22 protein-coding genes and 1 pseudogene are annotated in these 24,825 nt (G+C 69.1%); 11 read left to right on the top strand and 12 right to left on the bottom strand.

What is annotated here, in order from left to right; genetic code table 11:
• Positions 1-37: 37 nt before the first annotated feature.
• Positions 38-487: an RICIN domain-containing protein gene (locus tag ABZ444_RS44845; protein WP_358010331.1), complete on the bottom strand. Its 450-nt coding sequence runs from the start codon at positions 485-487 to the stop codon at positions 38-40.
• 144 nt (positions 488-631) lie between these two features.
• The gene (locus ABZ444_RS44850; RefSeq protein ID WP_358010333.1) at positions 632-1,621 is read right to left on the bottom strand and encodes a hypothetical protein; all 990 of its coding nucleotides are present in this window, start codon (positions 1,619-1,621) and stop codon (positions 632-634) included.
• A gap of 433 nt (positions 1,622-2,054) precedes the next feature.
• On the opposite strand from ABZ444_RS44850, the gene ABZ444_RS44855 reads away from it, so the two are divergent.
• Positions 2,055-3,272 (top strand): exonuclease domain-containing protein, encoded by a 1,218-nt coding sequence (locus ABZ444_RS44855; protein WP_358010334.1) that lies wholly within the window; start codon positions 2,055-2,057, stop codon positions 3,270-3,272.
• A 265-nt stretch (positions 3,273-3,537) separates the two neighbouring features.
• On the top strand, positions 3,538-3,915 hold the full coding sequence (locus tag ABZ444_RS44860; protein WP_358010335.1) for a hypothetical protein: 378 nt from the start codon (positions 3,538-3,540) through the stop codon (positions 3,913-3,915).
• A 34-nt stretch (positions 3,916-3,949) separates the two neighbouring features.
• Here the strand turns inward: ABZ444_RS44860 and ABZ444_RS44865 are convergent, their stop codons facing one another.
• Positions 3,950-4,279 carry a hypothetical protein gene (locus tag ABZ444_RS44865; RefSeq protein WP_358010336.1) on the bottom strand — a complete coding sequence of 110 codons (330 nt, stop codon included), beginning with the start codon at positions 4,277-4,279 and terminating at the stop codon, positions 3,950-3,952.
• A 359-nt stretch (positions 4,280-4,638) separates the two neighbouring features.
• Between ABZ444_RS44865 and ABZ444_RS44870 the strand changes: the two genes are divergently transcribed.
• Both ABZ444_RS44870 and ABZ444_RS44875 read left to right on the top strand, forming a co-directional pair.
• On the top strand, positions 4,639-5,076 hold the full coding sequence (locus ABZ444_RS44870) for a hypothetical protein (protein ID WP_358010337.1): 438 nt from the start codon (positions 4,639-4,641) through the stop codon (positions 5,074-5,076).
• 414 nt (positions 5,077-5,490) lie between these two features.
• Positions 5,491-7,338: an ABC transporter ATP-binding protein gene (locus ABZ444_RS44875; protein ID WP_358010338.1), complete on the top strand. Its 1,848-nt coding sequence runs from the start codon at positions 5,491-5,493 to the stop codon at positions 7,336-7,338.
• 470 nt (positions 7,339-7,808) lie between these two features.
• Here ABZ444_RS44875 and ABZ444_RS44880 read toward each other — a convergent pair whose 3' ends face one another.
• From ABZ444_RS44880 to ABZ444_RS44900, 5 genes are all read right to left on the bottom strand, one after another.
• The gene (locus tag ABZ444_RS44880; protein WP_358010339.1) at positions 7,809-9,590 is read right to left on the bottom strand and encodes a DUF4132 domain-containing protein; all 1,782 of its coding nucleotides are present in this window, start codon (positions 9,588-9,590) and stop codon (positions 7,809-7,811) included.
• A gap of 316 nt (positions 9,591-9,906) precedes the next feature.
• Complete coding sequence (locus ABZ444_RS44885) at positions 9,907-10,854, bottom strand: VOC family protein (RefSeq protein WP_358010340.1); 948 nt, start codon at positions 10,852-10,854, stop codon at positions 9,907-9,909.
• 191 nt (positions 10,855-11,045) lie between these two features.
• Entirely contained in the window at positions 11,046-11,630 is a 585-nt protein-coding gene (locus ABZ444_RS44890) for a hypothetical protein (RefSeq protein WP_358010342.1), read from the bottom strand.
• 222 nt (positions 11,631-11,852) lie between these two features.
• Positions 11,853-12,491: a dihydrofolate reductase family protein gene (locus ABZ444_RS44895; RefSeq protein ID WP_358010343.1), complete on the bottom strand. Its 639-nt coding sequence runs from the start codon at positions 12,489-12,491 to the stop codon at positions 11,853-11,855.
• 72 nt (positions 12,492-12,563) lie between these two features.
• On the bottom strand, positions 12,564-15,275 hold the full coding sequence (locus ABZ444_RS44900; protein ID WP_358010345.1) for a LuxR C-terminal-related transcriptional regulator: 2,712 nt from the start codon (positions 15,273-15,275) through the stop codon (positions 12,564-12,566).
• Positions 15,276-15,362: 87 nt separating this feature from the next.
• Between ABZ444_RS44900 and ABZ444_RS44905 the strand changes: the two genes are divergently transcribed.
• Entirely contained in the window at positions 15,363-15,842 is a 480-nt protein-coding gene (locus ABZ444_RS44905; protein ID WP_358010346.1) for a hypothetical protein, read from the top strand.
• A gap of 165 nt (positions 15,843-16,007) precedes the next feature.
• Here the strand turns inward: ABZ444_RS44905 and ABZ444_RS44910 are convergent.
• From ABZ444_RS44910 to ABZ444_RS44920, 3 genes and pseudogenes are all read right to left on the bottom strand, one after another.
• A pseudogene (locus ABZ444_RS44910) lies at positions 16,008-16,377 on the bottom strand (transposase); the annotation flags it as partial.
• Positions 16,376-17,005: an NAD(P)H-binding protein gene (locus ABZ444_RS44915; RefSeq protein ID WP_358010347.1), complete on the bottom strand. Its 630-nt coding sequence runs from the start codon at positions 17,003-17,005 to the stop codon at positions 16,376-16,378. The gene ABZ444_RS44915 and the pseudogene ABZ444_RS44910, both read right to left, overlap by 2 nt.
• Positions 17,002-17,463, bottom strand: coding sequence for a DUF6640 family protein (locus tag ABZ444_RS44920; protein ID WP_358010348.1), 462 nt, complete (start codon positions 17,461-17,463; stop codon positions 17,002-17,004). The genes ABZ444_RS44915 and ABZ444_RS44920 overlap by 4 nt, the downstream gene beginning before the upstream one ends.
• A 123-nt stretch (positions 17,464-17,586) precedes the next feature.
• Here ABZ444_RS44920 and ABZ444_RS44925 point away from each other — a divergent pair, with 123 nt between their 5' ends.
• From ABZ444_RS44925 to ABZ444_RS44945, 5 genes are all read left to right on the top strand, one after another.
• Positions 17,587-18,276, top strand: a complete 690-nt coding sequence (locus tag ABZ444_RS44925) for a helix-turn-helix domain-containing protein (protein ID WP_358010349.1) — start codon at positions 17,587-17,589, stop codon at positions 18,274-18,276.
• Entirely contained in the window at positions 18,276-18,437 is a 162-nt protein-coding gene (locus ABZ444_RS44930) for a hypothetical protein (RefSeq protein ID WP_358010351.1), read from the top strand. The genes ABZ444_RS44925 and ABZ444_RS44930 overlap by 1 nt, the downstream gene beginning before the upstream one ends.
• A 496-nt stretch (positions 18,438-18,933) precedes the next feature.
• On the top strand, positions 18,934-19,266 hold the full coding sequence (locus tag ABZ444_RS44935) for a winged helix-turn-helix domain-containing protein (protein WP_358010352.1): 333 nt from the start codon (positions 18,934-18,936) through the stop codon (positions 19,264-19,266).
• On the top strand, positions 19,263-19,511 hold the full coding sequence (locus ABZ444_RS44940) for a hypothetical protein (RefSeq protein WP_352326865.1): 249 nt from the start codon (positions 19,263-19,265) through the stop codon (positions 19,509-19,511). Before ABZ444_RS44935 ends, ABZ444_RS44940 begins: the two co-directional genes overlap by 4 nt.
• Positions 19,512-19,633: 122 nt before the next feature.
• The gene (locus ABZ444_RS44945; protein ID WP_358010353.1) at positions 19,634-21,628 is read left to right on the top strand and encodes a serine hydrolase domain-containing protein; all 1,995 of its coding nucleotides are present in this window, start codon (positions 19,634-19,636) and stop codon (positions 21,626-21,628) included.
• A 328-nt stretch (positions 21,629-21,956) separates the two neighbouring features.
• Here the strand turns inward: ABZ444_RS44945 and ABZ444_RS44950 are convergent, their stop codons facing one another.
• Positions 21,957-22,415 (bottom strand): GNAT family N-acetyltransferase, encoded by a 459-nt coding sequence (locus tag ABZ444_RS44950; protein WP_358010354.1) that lies wholly within the window; start codon positions 22,413-22,415, stop codon positions 21,957-21,959.
• Between the two features lie 498 nt (positions 22,416-22,913).
• Between ABZ444_RS44950 and ABZ444_RS44955 the strand changes: the two genes are divergently transcribed.
• The gene (locus tag ABZ444_RS44955) at positions 22,914-24,473 is read left to right on the top strand and encodes a PHP domain-containing protein (protein WP_358010356.1); all 1,560 of its coding nucleotides are present in this window, start codon (positions 22,914-22,916) and stop codon (positions 24,471-24,473) included.
• Positions 24,474-24,825: the final 352 nt, after the last annotated feature.

A 24,825-nucleotide genomic window follows, 5' to 3' on the forward strand; every position in this document is an offset into this window, starting at 1 on the left:
GGCGCACGGACGGCACGGACGTGCTGAACCTTGTGAGCTACCAGTTGGCGTCGCTGATGGGCTCCAGCCGGAACTTCTCGTTGTCCTGGGTACCGGTGTCGTACTGGTTCACGCTGGCGCCCTGGTTGAGGCTGGCGTTCTCGACGGCCAGCACCTTGCCCGACTGCTTGACCACGATGCGGACGTAGCCGTCGCCGGCGTCGCGCAGTTCGAACTTCTCGTTGTCCTGGGTGCCGGTGTCGTACTGGTTCACGCTGGCACCCTGATTGAGGCTGGCGTTCTCGACGGCCAGCACCTTGCCCGACTGCTTGACCACGATGCGGACGTAGCCGTCGCCGGCGTCGCGCAGTTCGAACTTCTCGTTGTCCTGGGTGCCGGTGTCGTACTGGTTCAGGCTGGCGCCGTCCTTGAGGCTGGCGTTCTCGATGGCCAGCACCTTGCCCGAATGCTTGACGATCAGCCGGGCTCGCGACGGGAAAGGAGCCATGGGTACCTCCTTGGTAGGGGGGAATTCGGGGGCAGGGCCCTGCCACACACACCGGACGGTGCGACCCTGCCAGTGGTCACCACATTGAGCCGGTCGACACTCAAGGGTCTATAAAGACACAGTGGCCATATCGCGGCATTTTCCTCAGCCTCGAATTCCGGCAGATGCGCCCGTCAAGAAAACCCGTGATGAGCTGCCAAACCACGGCTGCGCCTGGAGATCACGGAGTTGTCGATGATGGCCCGGATTGGCGACAGCAGGAATGGCCATATGATCCCTCCAGTCGATGATCGAGGCGGTGACGCGCTGTTTGTCTCCATGAAACTTGATCGCGGGCGGAAAATCACCCTCCAGCCATGGCCACATCCGGACAGCGTTTTCAAGCCTCCGCCACTTGGTCCCACCAGCGGCGTCAGGCAAGAACACCACGACGTGCCCGCCCACCCCACCTCGAGAGGGTCGCGGCCCGGCCGCATAGAGAATCGGCGCTTGGCCACTATTGGCCAGTAGACGAGAAATCGTTGACACGGGCTCAGAATAGGCCGATAGTTCAGCTCTTCGGGAAGTTTTGATTTGGCCTTCTCGGCTTTGGGTGACGTATTTCCAGGCCAACCGCTCTGGTTGGCCCGGCGGGACACAAGATAGCTCTGCGTAGTCGAGGGCGGGTTGCTCAGGCGGCCTCTGCGGCGGGGGACAAAGTCGGGGGGTTTCCGCCATAAACGTGGACACCGATTTCAAGTGCCGCCGAACCGGGTTGTAGCGGGTGATCCCGCCGAACCCGGCCAGGCGGGCGGTGCGGGCGTCGGGCCAGCCGGGCGCGCCCTTCAGCGTCTCGCGCTTCAGACTCGCGTGGAAAGAGTCGGCCACCGCGTTGTCGGCCCGTACATGGGATAGGTCCAGCGTCGCTTCACCTGGTCGGCGTCCATCGACGGCGCCATCGTCGCCGCCTCCATATCCTCGCTCCTCACCAGTCGCAGCGGATCCCGAGGCGGGCCGCTGTTGTGGAGCATGCTTCTCGCCAGCAGCACCGCCAGTCCGGCGGCCAACATCGCCGTCGCCGAACCCCACACTCGCCGCTCGTATCATCGCTGGGTGGCCGAGCTTCGCACTGATCGGTGCGTACGAGATGCTCATGAGCCAAGTCAGAGCGGGCGCACGATCATCGGCCGACACGCAGCAGAGGCCGGGCGGCGAGGACCGGAATCACGACTTGACTCTCCAGCAGAAAGCTTGGCGATGGCCCAGGCACAGGCGGATCCTGAGCGGCGCATCCCATCGGGAGCAGCCATCGCGCGGGTTCCAGCGCTCAGCACGTAGTGGACGGTTCGCGAAGAGGTCGGGTGCGGCGGGCGAGCCCAGCGAATGAGAACCCTGACGTATGGCTCCTTGTCAGGAAGGCGCTGTACTGCTGGAGCGACTCGCCATCGACTTAATCAAATGCGGCATCCGGAGCATAGAAGGCGTTTCACCTCTCGAACATCACGCTTCAATCACGTTCCGCAGACAGGGCAGGCGATTCCTTCTTGGCAGGCGACTTCTCTAAGTGACGATGCGCGAGGAGGAAACCATGAGCGCCAGCCAGATCGGCTATGCGGCGATCGATGTGGAGACGACAGGGCTACGTCCGTCCTGGCATGACCGGATCATCGAGATAGGCATCGTCCACACCGATACCACCGGGCGGGTGACGGGCGAGTGGAACACGCTGGTCAACCCGGAACGTGACCTCGGCCCGCAGCACATCCATGGCATCAGCGCCTCCGACATCCGCCACGCGCCGACCTTCAAGGAAATCGCAGGCACTGTGCTCTCGCTACTGCGGCATCGAGTGCCGGTAGCCCATAATCTCCGGTTCGACGCCGGATTCCTGCAATACGAATTTGCCCGTATCGGCACCCCGATTCCATCCTTGCTGGACTTCGGCGTGTGCACCATGACCGAGGCACGCCGCTTCCTGCCCCACGCACCGCGGAACCTGGCAGGCTGCTGCGCGGTGGCGGACATTACCCTCGAAGGCCACCATGACGCTTTGATCGACGCTCGCGCTGCTTCCGGGCTGCTTCATCACTATCTGGCCCTGTCCCGCCCCGCCTACCCCTGGCCGACGGTGCTTCACAGCACCGACACGACCGTCCCATGGCCGGTGCTCGACGAGACTCGGACAGACTGTGTGCGCAGAGGCATCTCGGCCGAACGCCAGAGCCACTTCCTCGCCCGCATCCTCGACCGCGTCCCCCAGACGGCGCAGCCCGTGGCGGCCGAGCCGTACCTTGCTCTCCTGGACCGGGTGCTTCTCGACCACCACATCTCCGCCGCGGAAGCCGACGCCCTGGTGGAGCTGGCGACCTCACTCGGTCTCAGCCGCGCAGAACTAGAAGCCCTGCACCGCGGCTACCTCGCTGAGATCGCACGGGCGGCCCTGGCTGACGGGATCGTCACCCACGCGGAACGAGGCGAACTAGAGCTCGTCGCCTCTCTGCTCGGATTGCCCGGCACCGCCGTCGAACAGGCATTGAAGGTGGCCACCGTCCCCGTCGCCACCGTAAGGCGGTTCGAGTTGCATCCGGGTGACCAGGTCGTGTTCACCGGCGAGATGGACGACGCCCGGGAAGTGTGGGAGGGCCGAGCCCGCCAGGCGGGCTACCTCCCGCACCCCAACGTGACCAAGAAGGTCAGACTCGTCATCGCGGCCGACCCCGATTCCCTGTCCGGCAAGGCTCGCAAGGCACGCGCGTACGGCATTCCCATCGTCACTCCCCATGCTTTCGCCCGCATGCTCGGCTGACCTGGATCCCCGACCTGCTGAACGTGAGAGGAGCGTCTCCCGGTGGTTGCGTGGTAACCGCGAATGGCCGAGGTCAGCGACGTCGGATTCGCCGGCACATGCCAGAGCCTTCGCCGGATGCGCGGCATGGATATTCCGTCGCTGGTTCGATGGGTGTGGGAAGGGCTGGAGATCCCAGGCGCCGTGTCGGATTACCATTTTCTGCTGCAGAACGCCGGCTGGAGGATCTTGAAGCCAAGGTCGCCGCCCTCGACGAGGAGGCCCGGTGCACGAGACGCGCCTGACCGACGCCCTGACCGGTGAGTCCTTCTTGGAAATCGCGTTTCTCAAGTGGGTCCTGAGTGCTGCCGCCATGCCGGGCATCGCCACATATGTGCACGCACAGCATCCGGTGTCGGCCGACGACCGTTCCTGTCATCTCGACTACTTGATTTCCGCCATGCGATCGCAGGTAGTAGTCGAGCTCGACGGCTACGAGTTCCACGGCTCCAGGTCAGCCTTCGTGCACGATCGGATTCGGCAGAACGACCTAGTGTGCGGCCAGGGGCCACGGTTGGGACAGGACGTGCGCTCGTTGCAAGTGCCGCCGGCGCGCCGCATCGTCACCGGCGGCGCGAGCCGCGCGATTCTCTCCGCGTCGTAGGCGGCGCGTACCTGGGCGGGCATCGGGCGGCCGATCATCGTGACTCCCCGGCGTCGGCCGAACAGCAGCCGTCGGCACAGGCCGAGGTCCCCGTGGTGAGGGGGATCGGCCGTGGTGTCGTGCCTTGCCGGACGTGGGGCACGCTGGTCAGCTCCAGTACGGGCCGGGGCGCGCCTGCTAGCGGGCGGGCGATGGGGGCTGGGGCCGTGGAGGGCAGGGCCTGATGGTAGGGCAGGTAGACGCGGCGTCCGGCGGGGATGCCGATGGCGATGACCATGACCTCACCTCCGGGCTCAGGCCCCGCGCCGAAGCGACGGCCTGGCTCGCCGCAGAACAGGCCAACCTCGTCGCCTTCGTCCTTCATGCCGCCGACGCCACCGGCCCCTCCTCCGCGCCGCGCCGCATCCCGATCGGGGGCCCGAGGCGGCACGCCTGGCTGATCCCGACGCCCGGGGCGGTCACTTCGTCCACCACACCGCACCTGTGCGCGGGCACGGCCGTGGTGTGCCGGGCCCGCTACGCCCCCGCCCGAGCCGCCTGCGAGCCGGCCGTTCAGCACAGCGAGCGCGCAGGCTGGCCCGCCGGCGCGACCGCCGTGCATATGCCGTTCCTCTGTCCAGCCAGGTCAGTGCCGCGCTCGCGTGAATAGTGTGCCCACGAGGTTCCGTCACCATCGTCTTCCGGGTGGGACGCGTGCGTGTTGAGGTGATCGCATGACCCCCCATGAGCGCCATCAACCGGACAGCCGCCGCGGGAATGATCGTGCTGACGCTGGCACTGGCCTGGACCAGCATCGAGCTACAACGCGTCGCGGCAGACGGGGCCGCACCGTGGACTCGCGAGTGGATCACAGGCTGGCTGATCGGACCTGCGGTGTCGCTGCTCGTCCTCGCCGTGTTCGCTACCCGCGTCCACCTGTTCACGCGTGGTCAGCCGATCCACCGGCCGAAGCTGGTGTGGATCGAGCGGGGATTCCTCGCGGCCATGGTCGTGGTGTGCGGCCCGCCCTACGTCCCTGCGGTCGCCGACTTCTTCAGCCTTGGTGAGCTGGCCGCGCATCTGCTGGCGCCGGTCGTCGCCGTCGTCGCCGTCACCGTTTCGCCGACGCTGCTCACCAAGCAGCGGGCGGGCGGTGGACTCAGCGGAAGCGGCGCTGCCTGACGTCCGGAGTTGCGCTCGTGGGGACGTTCCGGGTCCGCCCTCATGCGCCGGATCGCGCCCGCTCAGCTGGGCGGCAGACGCTGGGTGACATCGAGCACGGGACCGCTCGTCTTCGGATCTGGGCCGTCTCCGACTTCGAGCCTGCGAACGCCTCGCCCGGCGTGGGCCTCCAGCAGATGGGGCCAGGACAAAGGGGTGCCCGTGTCGACCTCACGATCACGTGCACGGCATCGCCATCCGGGCCAGAAAGGACGCCGACGGCAAGCGGAAGAACCACTCCCCCGACAGAACGGAGCGCTGTCCGTGACGGTAAGGTCCGAACCTGATCCTCCCCCTGCCGACCACACCCGGCAGCAGGCCACCGTGCAAGAGCCCGCCACGGATCCGATCTTCGGAGGCGGCTTCCAATACAGCATGGGATGGGCGCGGCACGAGGCCGACATGGCGGTCGGCTTCGGCGTGATCATGCGCAAGCTGCCCTCGCTGATCGGCATCTGCCTGCGGCTGTCCTGGCGAGCCGACCCCGCCGCACTCGTGATCGTCGTGGTCTGCCAGCTCATCGTCGGCGCCGCGACCGCGTTCGGCCTGCTGGCCACCAACCGGGTCCTGCAGCAGATCCTCGCGGCGGGTCCAACCCCCGACCGCGTCAGGGCCGCCGTACCGGCGCTGGTCCTGGTCGCGGCCGCCGGCATCAGCGTCGCGGTGTTGACCGCCTGGTCCGGTGCCGCTTCCGGCCGGCTCCAGCCGAAGGTCGAGCACCTGGCCTACGACGAGCTGCTCAGCCGCGCCGCGAACGTCGAGCTGCTGCACTTCCAGGGCGCCCAGTTTCATGATCTTCTGGAGGCCGCGCAGTACGGGGCCGGATGGATCGACATCGTCATCGATCAGGTCATCCGCATGCTGAAGGCGCTGATGGGCATGACTGCCGCCGCCGGCGTGCTGGGCGTCCTGCACCCCCTGCTGCTTCCGCTGCTGCCGCTCATCATCCTGCCGCGCGCCTGGGCGCTGGTGCGCTCGACTCTGCGCCGCAAGGCCTCCCGCCTGCGGTGGCTGACTCCCGTACGGCAGCAACGCAGCCTTGCCCAACTCCTGGTCGGAGCCGATCCCGCCGAGGAGATCCGCGCGCACGCCGCCGGGGACTTCCTGCTTCGCCACCACGACCGGATGGCCCTGCGCTCGGCGCGGGAGCAAGCCCGCCTCGCCCGCGCCGACGCCGGAGGTGAGCTGCTGGCCGGGGCGCTGAGTGGCCTGACGACGGGCGCCACCTACGTTGTGCTCGGCTGGCTCCTGATCAGCGGACGCATGCAGCTGGCCGCCGCCGGCACCGCCGTCCTGGCCATCCAGACCGGTACCAGCCAGCTGGGCAACCTGATCTATTCGATCAACAACGTGTTCGAACACGGCCTCTACACCGAGGACTGGGCCGCCGCGTGCCGCCAGGCCGAACGGTTGGCCATTCCCCGCGACGGCACCGACCTGCGGCGGGCCGATGGTCCTGACCTGATCGAGGCACGCGGGCTGCGCTTCAGCTACCCCAACGCCGACGAGCCCGCCCTCGACGGCGTCGACCTGGCCATCTGCCGCGGCCAGATCGTGGCCCTGGTCGGGCACAACGGCTCCGGGAAGACCACCCTGGCGAAACTTCTCACCGGCCTCTACCTCCCCGAATCCGGATCGGTCACCTGGGACGACACACCCACCACCGACCTCGACCGAGCCCAGCTCTTCGACCAGGTGGCCCTGCTGTCCCAGGGCTACGAGCGATGGCCCTTCACGGTGGCCGCCAACGTCGCCATCGGCCGCCACACCACCGGCCCCACCCCTGAAGCGCTCGCTTGTGCTGCCGCGGCCTCCGGCGCCACCAACCTCATCGCCTCCCTGCGGGACGGCTGGGACACACTGCTCGCCCCCGAATACCAAGGTGGGGTCGACCTGTCGGGCGGGCAGTGGCAGCGCATCGCGGTCACCCGCGCGTACTTCCGGGACGCACCCGTGCTGGTCCTGGACGAGCCGACCGCGGCCCTCGATCCCCGCGCCGAGGCCGAGACGTTCGCCGGGGTACGCGCCCTGGCCGGTGGACGCACGGTCATCCTCATCACCCATCGCCTGCACTCCGTTCAGCACGCCGACCGCATCTTCGTCCTGCAGGACGGCCGGATCACCGAGAGCGGCAGCCACCAGGAGCTGCTGGATCTCGGCGGAGAGTACGCGGAGCTGTGGTCGTTGCAGGCGGCTCAGTACGGCATGGACACCACCCCGTGAACACGGCCAGACATCCTCCGGCCAGGCCCGATGAAGAAGGATGATCACTCGCGTGGTCCTGCAGAACGCGAAGCACGGCGACCGGTAGCCGTTTGCTCGTCGCCCCCGCCACAAGGTCCCCAGCCGTTCGCCATCGCGCGGCGAACGGCTCGGCGTGCACGGCACGCCCAGCCCGAGCAGTGACCGCCCGGCGCACCATGCCCTCTGCTGACGCCCACCGCCGCTTCCCCACCCCCATACCCGACACTCAGCCAGATTCCTGGACATCGATGCAGCAAACGCCCGCTCTCACGGCGCCGCGCGATGACCAGACCGGCCAGGGGTGTGTACTGGGCTGGCCTGTACTTTGTAGATTCACCGCCGCCGGCCACCACAGCCGCTGCGGCCACCTCCGGGAGAAGGACGCCGTCGAGGAGTTCCGGCGACGAGGCCGTCATCCTGGGCATCGTCGCGTCGGTACTGCGTGTCTTCTAGTGCCAATATCCGTCGTAGTAGTCGACCAGGTCCTGGGCATCCGGGCCGGCCGAGGCGGCGGCGACTGTGAGGTCGGCCTCTCGGAGGATCTCCGACCGCACCAGCGGCGGCACCGACGCCGCCGGCACCTCCTGGCCGTCGCGGTGGAAGGTCATCGGGTTGGTCGCGCACAGCGCGTCCAGGTCCCAGCCCTCGTCGGACATGCCCTCGACGACGCGCAGGAGCCAGCGGGCCTGCCAGTCCGCAAGGTCGCGCACCACCTCGCCCTGCCCTTCGTGACAGTCGTGCTCCCAGTAGCCGATCGACACGCCGGTCCAGCCGTGCCGGATCAGCTCCGTCCGGGCCAGGTCGTAGCGCACGACGTGACCGGCGACGCGGTCCGGCTCTTCCGCGTACACCTCGCGGAGGACTTGTTCGAACGGCTGCGCCAGACCCCTCTCGCGCCACGCGCCCGCCTCCTCGGCGCTTGCGTCGGCCGGGTGCCACAAGGCGACAGGGCCCTCGGGGCGGCGCCCGGCCAGTTCCCATCCGTCGACGGTTCTGACTGGCAGGCCTGAGGGACCGCCGGGGATCCGCCACACCAGGATGCGCGCGTCGGGGCCGGTGACGGGGTGGTCGAGGAGGTGCTCGACCTCACGCCAGCTCCATTCGCGCTGGTGGATGAGCGCCTGTTCCAGGCGGTGGCGCGCGGCCGTGCGCGCCTGCTCGACCTCTCTGGGCGTGGCGTCGGCGGCGGGCAGAGTGCGGTCGAGGAACTGGTCGCGGGTCAGCGCGGCCGCGTCGGCGAGCGCGTCGAGCGCGCGAGTGACATTCTCCTGTACGGACGCCGCCCGCACCTGCGTCTGCATGAGCGCCAGTGGGGTGACTGTCTCGGGTCCGCCCCGGCGGGCCAGCACGCCGACAGCCCCGTTGGCGACGGTCTCGCTGCGGCAGCTGGAGCCGGGGCCATCGTGGCCGGTGCCGCAGGTGACGGCGGCGTCGGCGAGCAGCGACGGGACCCAAGGTTCGTCAATGACCTCGCAGGTCCAGATCAGGCCGCGCGCCACCGATACGGTCCGGCCCTTCAGGAAGCGGTCCTCGCTCCAGCTGATGTCGGCGTGGTGGCAGACGAACGGGCCGCCCCGGTAGGCGGCCAGGCGGGTGACCAGCTCGTGGACCAGGGCGATGGCCTCAGGGGTGAGCAGGTCGCAGACGACCGGCAACCAGCCGTCGCCTGGGGCCGGTGTGTCGGCGATGGCCCAGTGACGTAGCAGCGGCAGCATTCCGTCCAGGCGGAGGCCGTACTCCTCGGCCAGCATCGTGGCGAAGGGGTCGGCCTCCCCGATCACGTTCCGGACCGCACCGGCTGGGCCCTCCTCGGTGAGCAGGCTCTCCAGGAGCAGCTGGAGCTCTCCGAGGTCCGTCAGGTGGCCGAACAGGTCGCGGCGCTGTTGCGGATGGAGCAGGTGGGCGGCCGACAGCGGGATCCGATAGAGCTCCTCGTGGCGGGTGTGGCCCTGGCGGGCCCAGTAGCCGGCGCGTTCGGCCAGGTTGCAGGCGTCGTCGGGCGTCCAGTCGACGGCGCGCCCGGCCACGGCGCGGACGAGGCGCAGGACGCGCTCGTCGTAGTCGTGGCCGCCCTGCGGGCCGAGCCAGAGCTTGGTGTGGGCGTAGGTGCCGTAGAGGCGCCAGTCGGCGCAAGGGCCGGGGTCGAGGCCCTGCTCGGTGAGGGCGTCGAAGCGCCGGTAGGCCTCCTTGGTCGCCGGTTCCAGATGATCCCAATTGCCAGCGAACGTCACCCGGTGATCCTAGTCGCACGATGTCCGAATGAAGATCGTTGTTCTGGACGACCACCAGCGGGTCGCTCGAGACCTGGGTGTCCGGCGTCCTTCTCCCAGAGGTGGCCCCAGCCGCCAACTAGCGACATGGCCCTGTTCGCAGAGGTGCCGAGCGGGGCCGGTCCCGGGTCGAGCCGAGATGACGGGAATTCCGGCCATGCGTTGATCTTGAGCGCTCTGACCTGCTGCGACGTCGAGGGGGTTCGAGCTCCGCCGTACGACTCGGGCCCCCGAATGACTGCCGGCCTCCGCTCAACGCTTCCGCCAGTGCTTCCGCTCAGCTCTTCCGCTCACCCAGGACGCAGAACTCGTTGCCCTCCGGGTCGAGGAGGGTCACCCAGTGCTGCTCGTCCTGCACGGTGTCGACGCGCCGGGCACCGAGGGAGAGCAGCCGGGCGACCTCGGCCTCCTGGTCGTCGGGGCGGAAGTCGGGGTGGAGCCGGTTCTTCGACGTCTTGCCCTCGGCGACGGGTACGAAGAGCAGCCCCGGCATCCGGTCCGGCTCAGGCCGGATCTCGATGATCTCCTCAGATTCGTCGACCACAACCCAGCCGAGAGCCTCGGCCCACCAGCGCCCGAGAGCGACAGGGTCGGCGGAGTCGACGATGATCTGTTCCCATTCCAGTGCCATGGGCTTGAGCATAGACAGGACCGGCGGCCCGGCCCCGGAGGGGTCGAGCCGAGACACGAGCAGAAGCGGCCAACGGTCGATCAAGTTCGTAGTCTCGGAGGAGCTGGTAGGCGCAAAGTATCGCAGCACGTGAGGCGTCAGCCGCCCCGACCACGTCGGCAGGTGCCGGTTGACGGCGTCGATCAAGGCGCGGCGAAACACGTCGGCAGTGGCGCGGGTGCAGGTGCCCCCGGCGTTCTTCCGCTCGGAGGGGAACAACGGGGTGCGATGGCTGGACAGGTCGAGCTCGAACAGCCCCAGGACGTCCTCGATGAACCAGCGCAGGCTGCGGTCGGCGCCGTTGATCAGGGGCACCAGTCGCGGCTTGGGTCCTTTGCGGCGAGATCCCTTTCCGTGGCGCCACAGCGGCCGGCCGAACCAGTCCCGGATCAGCCCAAGGTGATTGGCGTCGTTGCGGATGGTGCTGTCGGTCAGCCCGGCCGACGCGCGAGCCGGCACGAACCCCGCCAGGAAGTCAGTCTCGAAGGGGGCAAGATCTTCTTCGCTGCCAGGGGCTCGCTGCTCGCGTAGATCTCGTACGACTCCCAGTGCCAACCCATGCCTCCCGACTTCACCGACGTTGCCGTCTCATCGCTCCTGTGATGCATGCTTCACGCAGTTCGCAGGCCGCGAGCGTGCAAGGTCAGGAGGATCCAGCACCCTCAACTCAAGAACTGTTGCCTGCACCGACGAGCGCACCGCTCGGCCGCCGGGTTCCCACGCTTCCCAAGGGCGGATCGGTCCGATCAGCCGGGCCCGGCTTCGCCCAAGGCCTTACGCCGTCCCGCGAACCGGGCGTGTCTCCCCGCCGAACACGAGCTGCGGAACGCAGCATCGAGCAGCGCGGGCGTAGAACGTCGAGGATGCACGGCCTGCCGTACGCGGGCGGCTCTTCGCGATCGACGGTTGTCGGCCATCGCCCGGTGTGCCGGAGGATCGCGGCGGAGATCCGAGGAATGATTTGCGGCGGGAACCCGTGCCATTCCCCCGACGGGCAGGAACTCGCTGCCGGGAATCGCCGCCGCCAGGGCCTCGCCATGAGCGAAGGGCGCCATGGGATCGTCCGACCCGTGAATCACCAGAGTCGGAGCGGTGATCGAGCCGACAAGCCCGGAACGGTCGCGGGAGGCGAAGGCCGCGAGGATGTGGTTCTTCGAGGCGTGGCCCGCATCGGTGGCGTTCTCGATCTCCCGCTCGATGATCGCGCGCGTGGCCGCCTCGTCGAACGCCGTCAACCGTCCGGCGAGAATGCGAGCCAGCTTGAGCTGCGACTCGACGTGCTCCTCCCGGGTGCTGGGCGGATTGGCGATCTGTTCGGCGTCCCAGGCCAAGGATCTCATCACGTCGCATGTCGGACTCTCCTGAAGTCAGGTGGCGATCGGGTCGTCGGGCTAGGCGTTCTCAGCGCACAGCCGCAAGGGCACCTCGGTGAGCCAGACGAGATGAGCGCCGCGCCACAGCCCCCATGCCGGGGATTGGCCTCCACACGGGCACTGGTGCGCGACACACCGATCCGCAGCGGTGCGTGCGAGGCCGCCGCCCTGTCGGGGTCCCTATTTCTTGACCCGGTAACGCAGGTGGGTGACGCCGGTGCCTTCGACGACCGCGATGGGCCCGTCGAACTGCACCGGTGCGGTGCCGAGCTCGCCGAACAGCGTCTTCCCGCCGCCCAGCACGACCGGTACCAGCTCGACGCCGACCTCGTCGAGCAGACCGGCCTCCAGGCACTGCCGGGCCATTTGCCCACCGTTGACGGCGACGTTCTTGTCCCCGGCCAAATCCTTGGCCTTGGCCACCGCCGCCTCGATGCCGTCGGTGACGAAGACGAAGTTGTCATCGTCGTCCGGACGGTCGTCGGGGCGCTGGTGGGTGAGCACCACTGTGGTCACGTCCATCGGGTGGCGCCCGCCCCAGGCGTTGGTCATGTCGAAGAGGTGCCGGCCGACGATCAGCGCGCCGGTGTCGTCCCATTCGGGCTTGACCAGTGCGGCGCTGGCCGCGGAGATGCGGAGCCGCGGCGGAATCTCGACCTCGCCGTTGCCGTACCACTGGAACAGCAGGTCGAACCCGCTTTCCCCGGGTCCGGCGATGTAACCGTCGAGCGACATCGTGGCGCCTGTGGTGACCTTGCCCATCGCGTTGTCTCCTTCGCTGCCGAAAACCCGACCAGGCATTGTGGCCTGGTCGGCCATGCAGCACAGCGTCGCAGTCGTGGGGCGACCGCCACATGCGTGGTGACCACGTGCCCGGCACGCGACCACCACCTACGGCAGCTTCGGCAGCTTCGGACCGGCGAGCAGCTCTACCGTGACCTGATGCTCGAACCGGGCCCCCATCCGTTGCCACAGTTCGGCCGACCTGACGAGTGCGTCGGCGTCGCCACGGAGCCGGCCGGCGGCTCGCAGCAGGGTGGCGGTGGCCCAGTCGTTGCCGGCGCTGTCGGCCTGCGCCGCGGCGAGATCGGCCTCGGCCGACGGCGCGCCGGCGACCACCGCGAGCTCGACGGTGGCGGCGCGGGCGAGCACCCGGTACCAGGAGCTGGCCGGCAGTCGCCGGGCGCGCTGGGCCAACTCGGTGGCCTGGTCGAGGTCACCGAGCCGCAGCGCGAGCCGGGCGTCCACCAAGGTGATCAGCGGGTCCAGCACCGGCCAGCCCATACTCACCGGGTCACTCATCGCCGCGGCCCGGGCCCGCCACTGCGCGACGCGCTCCCGGTCACCGCGCAGGCCATGCGCCAGCACGGCGAACGGCATCGTGAGCCAGACAAAGAACGCCCGGGGTCGGCCGGCGCGTTGCCAGCCCGCCCACATGTCCTCGGCGAGCTGCACCGCGTCGTCGAGGTCGCCGGACAGGACGAGCACCGGAACGGTCTTGCCGGCCGCCAGGTACACGCTGTCGCCGGACAGCTCGGCGTCAGAGATCAGCCGCGCGGTCGACCTGGCAGCCGGCAGGTCGGCGGCGGCCACCGCGGTCAGCGAGGACAGCCCGCGCGCGTCGCTGATCTCGACCGCATGTTCCGGGTGGTGCGGGTCGAGCGGGGCGAGCAGCTCGAGCCGCTCGGCGGCGACCCGGTGCCACTCCGCGACGCGACCGTCGTTGATCGCGGCCACGCGCACCGCGTCCAGGCTTGCGCTGATCAGCACCGGGTCACCGGTCGCGTGAGCGGCCGCGACGGCAGCCGCGGTCAGCCCGGCCTCGGGCCGCAGGGTGTCCGGGTGGGCGGTCCACACAGCGGCACAGGCTAGCCGGGCGGCGACGACCGGATCGTCCGGATCCCCGGCCGCGGTCGCCTCGGCGAGCAGCGCGCGGCGCCGCTCGAACGGGATCTCGTCGCGGAATACCACCTGGAACCGGCCAGTCAGCTCGACGGCCTGCGCCAGCGCGATGGCCCGCGCGTTGCCCGCGCCCGCGTCCCGCGCCCGGTCGGCGGCGGCCAGCCGCAGCTCGAACGCTCGATCGGCGTCGTTGCCGGCCTGCGCGCAGTCCGCCGCGCTGGCCAGATCCCGAGCCGCCTCGCTCGCATCGGGCGCGCACCGGGCGGCGTGGGCGTACCAATCGGGCGCCTGCCACAGGTAACCGCGCGCGAACGTGAGCCGGCCGAGGGTGCGAGCGAGCCGGTGGGCCTCGGCGTCGGGCTGCTCGTGGCCGGTCAGCGCGGCCTGAAGATCGCCCGCCACCGCGTCGAACTCGCCATGCCAGGCCGCACCGGCCCGCCCCGCGAGACCGACGGCCAGGTCAGTGGCCAGGTCGGCTGCCCAGCGCAGGTACCGCCGCCGCACCTCGGTGTGCTCGGGTTCGTCCGCGAGTCGCTCGGCGGCGAACGCCCGGATCGTGTCCAGCAGTCGCCAGCTGCCGTCCCGGTGCTGGACCAGGCTCTTGTCGACCAGCCGCCCCAGCACGTCGGCGGCCTCGGCCGCGCCCACCCCGATGACCGCGGCCACCGCCGGCAGGTCGAAGTCGCCGACGAACACCGACAGCCGACGAAACACCGCCCGTTCGTCCTCGGTGAGCAGGTCATGGCTCCACCCGATCACCCCGCGCAGCGACCGGTGCCGCACCACCGAACCGCGCCCACCAGCCAAGAGCCGCAGATGGTCACCCAACCCGGTCAACAGCCCGGTAGCGCCGAGCGACGCGCTGCGCGCCGCGGCCAACTCGATCGCGAGCGGCAGGCCGTCCAGCCGCGCACACAGGTCGGCAACGGTCGCGGCGTCGCACGTGCCGGCCTGGTACGCCAGCTCCACGCGGTCGCGGAACAACTCCTCAGCGTCCGAGCCCAACGGCAGCGGCTCGACCCGATGAACCGACTCACCGGACAACCCGAGCCGCTCCCGGCTGGTCGCGAGGATCGTCGCCGGGCTCGCGGCCAGGATTCGCTCGACGAACTCGGCGACCGCGTCGGGCAGGTGCTCACAGTTGTCCAGCACCAGCACTGACGGGCCACGACGCAACCGGGCCAGGACCGCCTCCTGCCCGTCCGCGTGCTCGGCCACCTCCAACACCGCCGCCACCGCATGCCCGAGCCGGCCGTCGCGCACCGGCACCAGATCCACGAACGCCGCGCCATACCGGTACTCGGCCGCCACAGCGGTCGTGACCACCTCCGCGAGCCGGGTCTTGCCGACCCCACCCGGACCGACCAGCGTCACCAACCGACCCCGCGCCAGCGCCGCCCGAACCGCCTCGACCTCGGCCCGACGCCCGACGAAGCTGGTCCGCGAGCGCGGCAGCCCGGGTATGTCGCCGGGCAAGGTCACCGCACCCACACCGCCGGCCCGCGCGGCGAGCGCTTGCCGGTCGGCGACCCCGTACTTACGCAGCAACGACGACACATGGCCCTCGACCGTGCGCACCGAGATCTGCATGCGGCGGGCGATCTGAGCATTGGACAACCCCGCACCAAGCGCCGCGAGCACCTCACTCTCACGCGCTGACACCGGCACAGACTCCTTCACCGCCACATCCTCACCGATCATGCCACCACCCCGGTAGGTACCTACCGCGTGACGAGCACGTGGTCGCCACGGACACCAGCCGGACAACCGCGGGTCCACGCTGAGACCATGCACGCCCGCGATGAGTTCACCCCACCGCGACCAGACCCAGCGCTGGGCCGACTCGACTTCCTGGTCGGCGCCTGGTCGCTCACCGGCCAGTTCGACTCATCCGGCGAGACCGGCGGCGCGCTGCGCGGCACCGCGACCTTCCGCCGGCTCCCCGGTGGGTTCTTCCTCGTGCACCACTGGTCACGCACCTTCCACCTCGACGGCCACCTCGTGCAAGACACCGGCTACGAGTTCTACGACTACATCCCCGAGACCGACGCCTACCGCGCACACTTCTTCACCAACCTCGGCGGCTACGACGAGACCGGCAACAAGTACCTCGGCCACTTCGACGGCCCCGAGCCGGTCCTCATCGGACCGGTCCGCACCACAAGTCGTCCTCACCCCGACGGCACCATCACCCAACGCACCGACCTACCAGCCGGCCCCGGCCAATGGATTCCCTGGCTGCACACACAACTACACCGCACCGGTTGACGACCACCGGTACACCGACCACAGCGGATCTGCGTGGCGCGATCAACGTGGAGAAGCAGGTGGCCGCCCAACCGGCTCGCCAGAAGGCGGCCCCATGGCCAGGCCTCACCGCCGGTTCAGGCCGTCGCAGACCACCATCAGGCGCATCGCCGACACCGCGATCACCATCTCGGTCAGCACGTGCAGCCAGAACTTGGCGCCCTCGCCGCCGTCGCCGGCCCACAGCCCGAGGATGTCGCGCTCGCCATCGACGGTGACCGCCGGCGCCACGTGGATGGGCCGATCGGCGACCTGACCCTCGCGCAGCTTCACGTGGATGGCGTCGATGAAATCACTGGGTAGACGGCATCGAGCGGCCGGTTCCGCCACTCGCTCATCCCCTCCAGTACCTTGTCGGTGATGGTGGAGATGGTCTGCTCGGACACCTGCGCGCCGTAGACCTCGGCCAGGTGCGCGGAGATCTCGCCGTGGTCAGTCCCTTGGCGGCCGGCGAGATGACCATCTCATCCACCCCGGACAACCGCCGCTGCCGCTCAACGGGATATCTCGATGACGGACCGCCAGCTCGCCTGATCATCGAGATGGTTGAGCATGTAGTGCGCGAGATTGGCACGCGACAGGGTACGCGGGCGCGGCAGGTGCTGGTCGGCGGCCGTCCGGTACTCGCGGGTGAGCTCGCCGTCGGTCAGCTTCGGCGGTCGGACGATGGTCCAGTCCAGGTCGCTGGTGGTGACGATGCCCTCCATCCTGGTCATGTCGGTGTAGACGTGGCGGTACAGCGGCCGGACCACACCGCCGATCAGCAGTCGCCGGCTCAGCGGTGCGGTCGGAGGCAGGCTGAGACTGGCCGAGGTGACGCAGGTCAGCCGGCGCACTCCGCTGTCCCGCATGGCCGCGATTATGCCGGTCATACCCTGCGAGTAGACGGTCGTGGGACGTCGATCGGCGCTTCCGAGGCACGACAGCACCGCGTCGTGGCCGGCGAGCACCCGGCGCCAGCCATGAGGTTCCAGCACATTGCCGGGCAGGATCGTCAGGCGGGCATGGCCGGGGATCGATTCGGGAGTGCGTGCTACGGCGGTGACGCGGTGGCCGGAGCCCAGGGCCTGGCCGAGCAACTGCGCGCCCAGGCCACCGCTCGCGCCGAAGACGAACAGCCTCACGACGTGACCCGACGGCGGCGCGTCACGGCGAGCGTCACCGCGATGGCGAGGATCGCGCAAGTGACGGCGGCCATGAACAGCTGGCCGTGCAGGCCGAGAACGAACTGGGTTTCGTCCTTGAACTCCGGGTCGTACGTGGCTGTGCCGGGGAACAGCAGCGCGGGGAACATGCCGGCCCAGGGTACGGCCACGATGCCTGCCGACCACAGCAGGCGGGAGTGCGTGTCCCCATGGCGGCGGACCAGCAGGAGCAGGGCGAGCAGGCCGAGAGCCAGCGACGTGACGATGTACTGCGCGTCGTGGAACTTGGCGTGTGGGGGCCAGGCCGGGTTGTCCATGTGCTCGTGGGCCGTGTCATGGAGGACCAGGTCGAACAGGAGCGCTCCCAGGGCGGTCTCGACCGCCACCAGGGCGATGAGAACGCGCGGCAGGGCCCAGTGTCGCTTCGAAGTCGTCACGCTTACCCCTCACGATGATTGGAGACGTTCCATGAGTGTAGTGACTACATTGCCAGTGTCGATACATCAATAGAGTCACACTATTAATGTATCGGCCGCCGCGAGGGCTCGTACGCTTGGCCCATGAGCGAGATGACGAGTCGGCGAGACCGCAAGAAGCACCAGACGCGGCAGGCCATCGGCGAGACAGCGATGCGGCTCTTCCTCGCGCGGGGATTCGACGCCGTCACCATCGCCGATGTGGCCAGGGAGGCTGACATGGCGGTCCAGACGGTCTTCAACCACTTCCCGACGAAGGAGGACCTCTTCTTCCAGGAGCGCGACAGCTTTGTGGCAGCACCGAGCGCGGCCATCAGGAGCCGTCGAGACGACGAATCGATCGCACAGGCCTTGGCCCGCGGCTACCTGCGGCTGCTCGGCGACTATCACGTCGCCGGCCTGCTCGTGCAGAGCGTCGAGTACCAGCGGACCATGGACGCCAGCCCTGCACTGCGTGGCAGGGAACTGGAGCTGCGCCGAGAGCGAGAGGATCTTCTCGCCGCCACCTTGGCCGAGGACATGCCGCCGCAGGAGGATCCGCTACGCCCGAGGCTGGTGGCCGCACTCGCCTCGGCCGTCGACCGGGTGCTGGACGGGGAGTTCCGGCGCCGACTGCTCGCGGGAGAGGGGGCCAGTGAGGTACGGGCCGCGCTGGCGCCGATGGTCGAAGAACTGTTCGGCACCATCGAGGCCGCCTGCCGGCACCTGGATGGGCCCGGAGCCGAGAATCCCCGCATCACGCTCCACGAGCCTGCGCGCCGATCACCTGCCTGATGCCGGTCAAGGACGAGGATGTGGCGCGGCTGTCCCTGCTGGGCGACGCCCACCTCAACTGCCTGGGCCGCAGCGCGATCGCCTCCTCGGCCTCGGTACAGGACCTGCGGTCGCTCGGACTGCCGCGTTCCTCAAAGGACACAGGCGAATCGGCGGCGTAAGCGTCGAGGAGATGTGGCCGCCGTCCTGAAGGGTGTCAATACTCCGTTCACGGTCGTGAGCTGCAGGTTCGTCTTAGCTTCCGGGCCGGCGCAGTGGCCCGGATCAGGAATGCTCGAACACGTGGCGCTGACCGACGGGGCACCGTCAGGAAGGGGCGGGTCAGCGTATCTCTGGGCCGGTTCCAGGCCGGCACTGGGCCGTCCATGTGGGCAGCTGACCAACTACAACGGACACCGGCCGCACCGGCAGCGGCAACAACGCCCTCCGGACATCGCGACGCAGCCCTCCCGCGACGTGGCCGACCTCAGCGACCGGCGGACCATCCGCCGAGAACCGGTCGTTGCAGGCATGATCCGCGAATACCACCACGCCGCTTAACCGCAGCTCAGGCCGCGTAACTAGATATTCAAGCGGTACACCCTGGTTTGACGCGTACACTTGCACCTGTAAGATTGAACTAACAGGTGCAAGCAAGACAGACCATTCAAGGACGACATGCCGACCAGCGAAGAGTTGCTCCGCCTCCTCGGCGCGGTCGGGCATCCACTCAGGTTGCAGATCCTCGCCGAGCTCGCCGGCGGCCGGGTCCACGTCAGCGAGCTGGCCCGCCGGATCAAGGTGTCCCGTGCGCTGCTCTACATGCATCTGGAGCGGCTGGAGAAGGCGGGGCTGGTCGAAGGGCGGCTGGAGCTGTCGGCCGACGGCAAGGCGATGAAGTACATCGAGCTGCTGCCCTTCGAGCTCACCCTGACGATCGACACCGTCCTCGCGGCTCTGCGCGCGGACGACGAGGAAGGACCCCATCAGGTGCAGGAGACCCCGCAGTGATCGACATCGGTTCCATCGTGATCCCCATCGTGGTCGTGCTGATTCTGTTCGGCGCGATCACGGCCTGCATGGCGTTCTACTTCCGGTTCGAACGGCACCGCACCGACGTGCTGACGGCCGAGATGGCGAGATATCGCGAACTGGCCGAGCAGGCCGTGCAGCGACAGGGTGAGGTGCAGGCCAGGCTGGGCGAGCTGACGGAGAAGGTCGCGGCGATGGAGAGGATCCTGCTCAGCGTCGACTGACGAGCCTGTGACACAGGTCCGGGGGCGAGCGGCAACTCACCCCCGGACGGCGGAACCGCACGACCACGCCGTGACGGCGTGCCTTTGACGCGTACGTGCTCCCACAGAAAGGAGAGCAGCTCATGCTGCTCGAACGCAAATCGTCCCGCTGGCGTGCCCTCATGTGCTCGCTGACGGTCGCCGTGCCGCTGCTGGCAGTGAGCGCCCCCGCCGCCGCGACGGCGGCCGATCCGGCACGGTCGGTACGGCAGTTCGCCGACGCCTACGTGCCCCGCCAGCTCAAGGAGCACCACATCCCGGGGGCGGCGATCGCCGTCGTGGCGGGCGGCCGTCAGGTCTTCGCCCAGGGATACGGCGTCGCCGAGGTGGAGACCGGCCGTCCCGTGGACGCCGAGCGGACCGTCTTCGCCCCCGCGTCGGTGGCCAAGCTGATCACCGCCACCGCCGTCATGCAGCTCGTCGAACAGGGCCGGATCGACCTGAACGCCGACGTCAACCAGTACCTCACCACGTTCAAGATCGACGACGCCTACCCGGGCCGGCCGGTCACCATGGCGAACCTGCTGACCCACACCGCCGGGTTCGCCGGCGGTGACTTCGGCACCGGCGCGGCCACCGCCCGTGATGTGCACCCGCTCGGCGCCCACCTCGCCGACCACCAGCCGCCCCGGATCCGGCCGCCCGGCACCAGGGCCGTCTACTCCAACTACGGGATGGGCCTGGCCGGCTACCTGGTCGAGGTGCGCTCGGGCCTGCCCTTCCACCAGTACGTGCAGGAGAACATCTTCCGCCCGCTCGGCATGACGCACTCCAGCATGGCCCAGCCCGAGCCCGGCCCCGTCGCCCAGGCGCTGGCCCCCGGCTACCGTCTCCAGGACGGCCACCAGGTCCGGGCCGAAGGGGCCAAATACGGGCACATGCCGCCGCACGGAGCCGGCTTCCGCTCCACCGCCACCGACATGGCCGCGTTCATGCTGGCCCAGCTGACCGGCGGCGGGGGGATACTCAGGCCGGACAGCGTGCGGCTCATGCAGAGCCACCACTTCGGCAACGCCGAGGGCACCGCCGGCATGGGGTACGGCTTCCAGGAGTACACCAGGAACGGCCGGCGCCTGCTGGTGCACCGGGGCAACATCCCCGGCTACTTCACGATCATGGCGCTGATCCCCGACCGGGGCATCGGCGTCTACGCCTCCTACAACGGCATCGGCAAGGGCGGGCCCGACTCCGCCTGGTCCCTGGTCAACGCCTTCGCCGACCGCTTCGCCCCGGCCCCCGCCCCGGCGGACGGCACGCCGGGCCCGCTGCCCGACGTCGCCCAGTACACCGGCACCTACCGTACGGCCCTGGCCGCCGACATGACCGACCTGGGCAAGCTCAGCTCGCTCACCAGCACCGTGACGGTCAGCGCGGGCGGCGATGGCCTCCTGACCACCACCGGCGCGGTGGCGCTCGGCCCCACCGAGAGCCGCCAGTGGACGCAGATCGCCCCCGCCCTGTTCCGCGAGAAGAACGGCTACCGCACCATCCGGTTCCGCCCTGACGGCCTGCTGGCCACGGAGAACCCGGCGGGGCCGCTGGAGCGCCTGGCCTGGTACCAGTCGCCCACGTTGCATCTCGGCGTGCTCGGCGTGAGCCTGACCGTGCTGCTGCTGTCGGCTGTGGGCGGACCCCTCGCACATGCCGTACGCCTCGCGCGGCGCCGCCGCAGGCCCGGCGGGTCCAGTGACGGATCCGCACCCGCAGGTGCTCTCGGGGCTGCCGCCGGAGCCGGGCGGACGGCGCGCCGGCGGCCGGTTCGCGGGCCACGCCTGGCCGGGCTGCCCGCGTGGATCACGGCGGTGCTCGTCACGGCCTCCGCCGGATCCCTCGTGGCGATGTTCGCAGACTTCGACGCCAACCAGGCCGAGTTCTTCCTGGGCGGCAGCCCGTTGTTCACGACCATCACCACCCTGCCCGTCCTGGCCGCGGCCGGGGCCGGCGTGACGCTGGTCACCTCCGGGCTGGCCTGGGTCAAGGGCTGGTGGACCCTGGCCGGGCGGGTTCACTGCACCGTCGTGGTCCTCGCCGCGCTCGCCTATCTGAGTGTGGCCGCCGCCTACAACCTGATCGGCTGAGAGCCTCCGGAGACTCCCGCCGGGCATGCCGGCGGCGCGCGACGACCGTGCCTGCCGACAAGCACCTCAGCACGAGATTTGTACGACCCCCTTGTCCCTCGGTCAAGGGGGGGTTAGGCACCACGATCTGTCCATGTCTGTCCCCATCTGATCCCCAGGAGTACACGGAAAGGCCGTTCTCGATTTCTCGAGAACGGCCATTCCGCTCGGGCCCGTCCTAGGTTCCACGGGGAAGCATGCTCTTGCTGACGTCTACCTGGCTGTCCTCGTGCGGCAGGCCCGTGGGGGACGTCAGCCTGGTCTGCACCGCTTCGCCACACGCCTGAAGTTACTCGTGCCCCGTTCGCAGACGGAGCTCCAGGACGTCCTCCCTGCCGAAGACCTGCCCGGTGGGAACGAAGCCGGCAGAGGTGTAGAGCGCCCTGGCCGCGATGTTGTCGCCACGCACTCCCAACCGCAGCACCGGTACGTCGAACGCGTCCCGCACGTGGGCGATGACCTGTTGGAGGGCCGCTCGGCCCAGCCCCTTCCCCTGGTGATCCTTGTCGATCATCAAGCGATAGAGCCAGATCTGGCCGTCATCGGGATCGGGACCGTACATCGCGAAGCCCACGGCGCGCTCATCGTGCATCACCGCACGGGTCACGAAGCCCGGCAAGAACCGGCTCTCCGCAATCGAGTACAGGTTCGACGCGATGAGATCAGCCTGGTCGTCAGCCACCCTCAGCTCGGCCACCGCTTCCCAGGTCTCCTGGCACAGGTCGTCAAGGCGCACACGAATCGACATGGGTCCTCTTTATCCGATCATTGCGCAGACCGTCACGCGAATATCACTGCGATCAGGCACGGGTCACCATTGCGCGAATCGCCGCACGTCACGCACGGATGTCGGACAGACTGACCGCCCCATTGCCGTACCAGAGGCCGGCAGTCACATGCAAGATTGCGGCTGGGACCTTGCCGGGAACTACCTGACCTGTTGGAGACGCTGGGGAGGCCTGGCAGCGCAGAGGCGCCCCGAACAGCGCCACAGATGGCTCACCGGAGCCTTCCGCCGTTCGGCAAGAAGTCGCCCAGCATTCGCTTCCTCCCCATGCAAGCCGTCACGCTCCTCTGCGAGCGTGACGAAGGGCCGCAGGTTCACCTGCTCCGCCCCACTTCGTGCGCAAGCTCATGGGCCACCCGAGAACGACGCGCCAGGTATTCCAGATGAAAGGTATGTCCCATGTGCCGCACCCATGCACACTCCCACAGCGCACCGGAAGGAACGGCTGCGTTCGCCGACTTGTCCGTCTCAGAGACCGAACTGTCGCCCGCCGACCTCGGTCGGCGCCGCTTTCTGCTGAACAGTGGGCTGCTCGGCATCAGCGGTCTCGGCGTCACCGCTCTGGGAGGGCTGACCACGCGTCCCGCCGCCGCAACCAGCAGAGGCTCCCGCGCGCTCCACTGGCTGGCCGGCGACCACCACGTTCATACGCAGTACAGCTACGACGGCATGTACACCATTGAGCAGCAGGCTGCGGGCGCTCTCAAGCACGGCCTGGACTGGCTGGTCATCACCGACCACGGGCACGCCGCGCACGAGAAGTTCGCGGTCGAGTCCACTTATGCCGACATCGTCACCTCCCGGGCCAAGCACCCTGAGCTGCTGTTGTGGCAGGGGCTCGAATGGAACGTTCCCGGCGGCGAGCACGCCACGGTGTTCTTCGACGGTGCTCGCGATGAGATCCAACTGCTGCGCGCGTTCGAGCGGCTCTTCGACTCCAGGATCAACGGCACCGGCGCCGGCAGCCCGGCGAACGAGGCCAAGGCGCTGGAGGCGCTCGCCTGGCTCGAGACCGCGCTGCGCACGGGTTCGGCGAGTTCCGCGCTGTTCCTGATCAACCACGTGATGCGGCGCGGCAGGTACTCCCCGCGTGACCTGCGCACCTATCGCGACAAGGCGCCGAACATCGCAGTCGGCATGGAGGGCGCGCCTGGCGCCCAGAACGAGCCCAGGGCCCGCGGCGACTTCAACAACACCGCCGACGCCGACTCCTGGGCCGGCTGGCGGCCGGAACACTACCCGACGTACGGCGGCTTCGACTCCATGACCGGAATCCTGGGCGGCATGTGGGACTCGATGCTCGCCGAGGGCAAGGGCTGGTGGATCACTGCCAACTCCGACGGCCACTTCTACAACGGTGACACGACCGTCGAGCCCTCCCGGCCTGCTGACTGGTACGACCAGCACGGTAGATACCCCGATCCCATCGACGGCGGCGTCCCGCTGCGGCACGCCGACTTCTGGCCCGGTCAGTTCAGCCGCACGGTGGTAGGGGCGACCTCACGCAGCTATGGCGCGGTCATGGAGGCGATCAAGGCCGGGCGATCCTGGGTGTCGATGGGCGGCCTCATCGGCGGGCTGCACGTCGACGCGCACGCCCCCGGCAACGCCCCGGCCACATTCGGCGGACGGCTGTCGGTGCGGCGCGGCGACGACGTCACCATCACCATTTCCGTCGATCTCGCCGGCCGTCCTAACGCCAATGAAGAGATCCCCCGGCTCGCCCGCCTGGATCTGATCCGCGGTGCGATCACCGGGCCGGCCGCCGACCCCGACGTCTTCACCGCCCCGGACGTGAGTGTGGTCGAGTCGTTCATGCCGAGGGGCAAGGGCCGGGTCGCCCAGTTCCACTACAAGTTCCGCGACGTGCGCGAGCCGTTCTACTTCCGGCTGCGCGGCACCGACGGCAGGCGCAGCGCTCCCGGCGGGACGGAGCCGGCGGCCGACACAGGCCGCAACGAGAACCCCTGGCACGACCTCTGGTGCTACACCAATCCCACCTTCGTAGAACTGACATAGAACGATTCGACGACCCCCGTCCCACTCGAAACCTGGTGCGGTCCAGCGGCACACTGGTGCTCGGCGTGCCGACCGTCGAGGAGAACACGACCGCCTGTCCCGCGCGCCCGGCACACGCCTTCACCGGCATCGCACCCGGCGCGCGAGCTGCGTCGCCACCGTGAGCAGGCGGACTCGGCCGGCTACGTCGCCACTCGGCGGCGCCCTCGTCACAGCCGCCGGCATCACCCGGTCCACCCACGACAGCCGCCACTGTCGCGGAAGTAGCCCGACGGGCTGTTGGCCATGCGGTCGGAGATCGACGGGTCGGACTGGATCCGCTGGAACTGCGACGGCGAGATGAGCGCGTTGC

This window comes from Nonomuraea sp. NPDC005730, from assembly GCF_040630865.1.
Taxonomy (GTDB): Bacteria; Actinomycetota; Actinomycetes; order Streptosporangiales; family Streptosporangiaceae; genus Nonomuraea.

Bases quoted from the DNA above. Each gene is read 5' to 3' on its own strand.
- ABZ444_RS44845 (WP_358010331.1), bottom strand. From the start codon at position 487: ATGGCTCCTTTCCCGTCGCGAGCCCGGCTGATCGTCAAGCATTCGGGC.
- ABZ444_RS44850 (WP_358010333.1), bottom strand. From the start codon at position 1,621: ATGAGCATCTCGTACGCACCGATCAGTGCGAAGCTCGGCCACCCAGCG.
- ABZ444_RS44855 (WP_358010334.1), top strand. From the start codon at position 2,055: ATGAGCGCCAGCCAGATCGGCTATGCGGCGATCGATGTGGAGACGACA.
- ABZ444_RS44865 (WP_358010336.1), bottom strand. From the start codon at position 4,279: ATGAAGGACGAAGGCGACGAGGTTGGCCTGTTCTGCGGCGAGCCAGGC.
- ABZ444_RS44870 (WP_358010337.1), top strand. From the start codon at position 4,639: ATGAGCGCCATCAACCGGACAGCCGCCGCGGGAATGATCGTGCTGACG.
- ABZ444_RS44875 (WP_358010338.1), top strand. From the start codon at position 5,491: ATGGGATGGGCGCGGCACGAGGCCGACATGGCGGTCGGCTTCGGCGTG.
- ABZ444_RS44895 (WP_358010343.1), bottom strand. From the start codon at position 12,491: ATGGCCGACCAGGCCACAATGCCTGGTCGGGTTTTCGGCAGCGAAGGA.
- ABZ444_RS44900 (WP_358010345.1), bottom strand. From the start codon at position 15,275: ATGATCGGTGAGGATGTGGCGGTGAAGGAGTCTGTGCCGGTGTCAGCG.
- ABZ444_RS44905 (WP_358010346.1), top strand. From the start codon at position 15,363: ATGCACGCCCGCGATGAGTTCACCCCACCGCGACCAGACCCAGCGCTG.
- ABZ444_RS44925 (WP_358010349.1), top strand. From the start codon at position 17,587: ATGAGCGAGATGACGAGTCGGCGAGACCGCAAGAAGCACCAGACGCGG.
- ABZ444_RS44930 (WP_358010351.1), top strand. From the start codon at position 18,276: ATGCCGGTCAAGGACGAGGATGTGGCGCGGCTGTCCCTGCTGGGCGAC.
- ABZ444_RS44935 (WP_358010352.1), top strand. From the start codon at position 18,934: ATGCCGACCAGCGAAGAGTTGCTCCGCCTCCTCGGCGCGGTCGGGCAT.
- ABZ444_RS44945 (WP_358010353.1), top strand. From the start codon at position 19,634: ATGCTGCTCGAACGCAAATCGTCCCGCTGGCGTGCCCTCATGTGCTCG.
- ABZ444_RS44950 (WP_358010354.1), bottom strand. From the start codon at position 22,415: ATGTCGATTCGTGTGCGCCTTGACGACCTGTGCCAGGAGACCTGGGAA.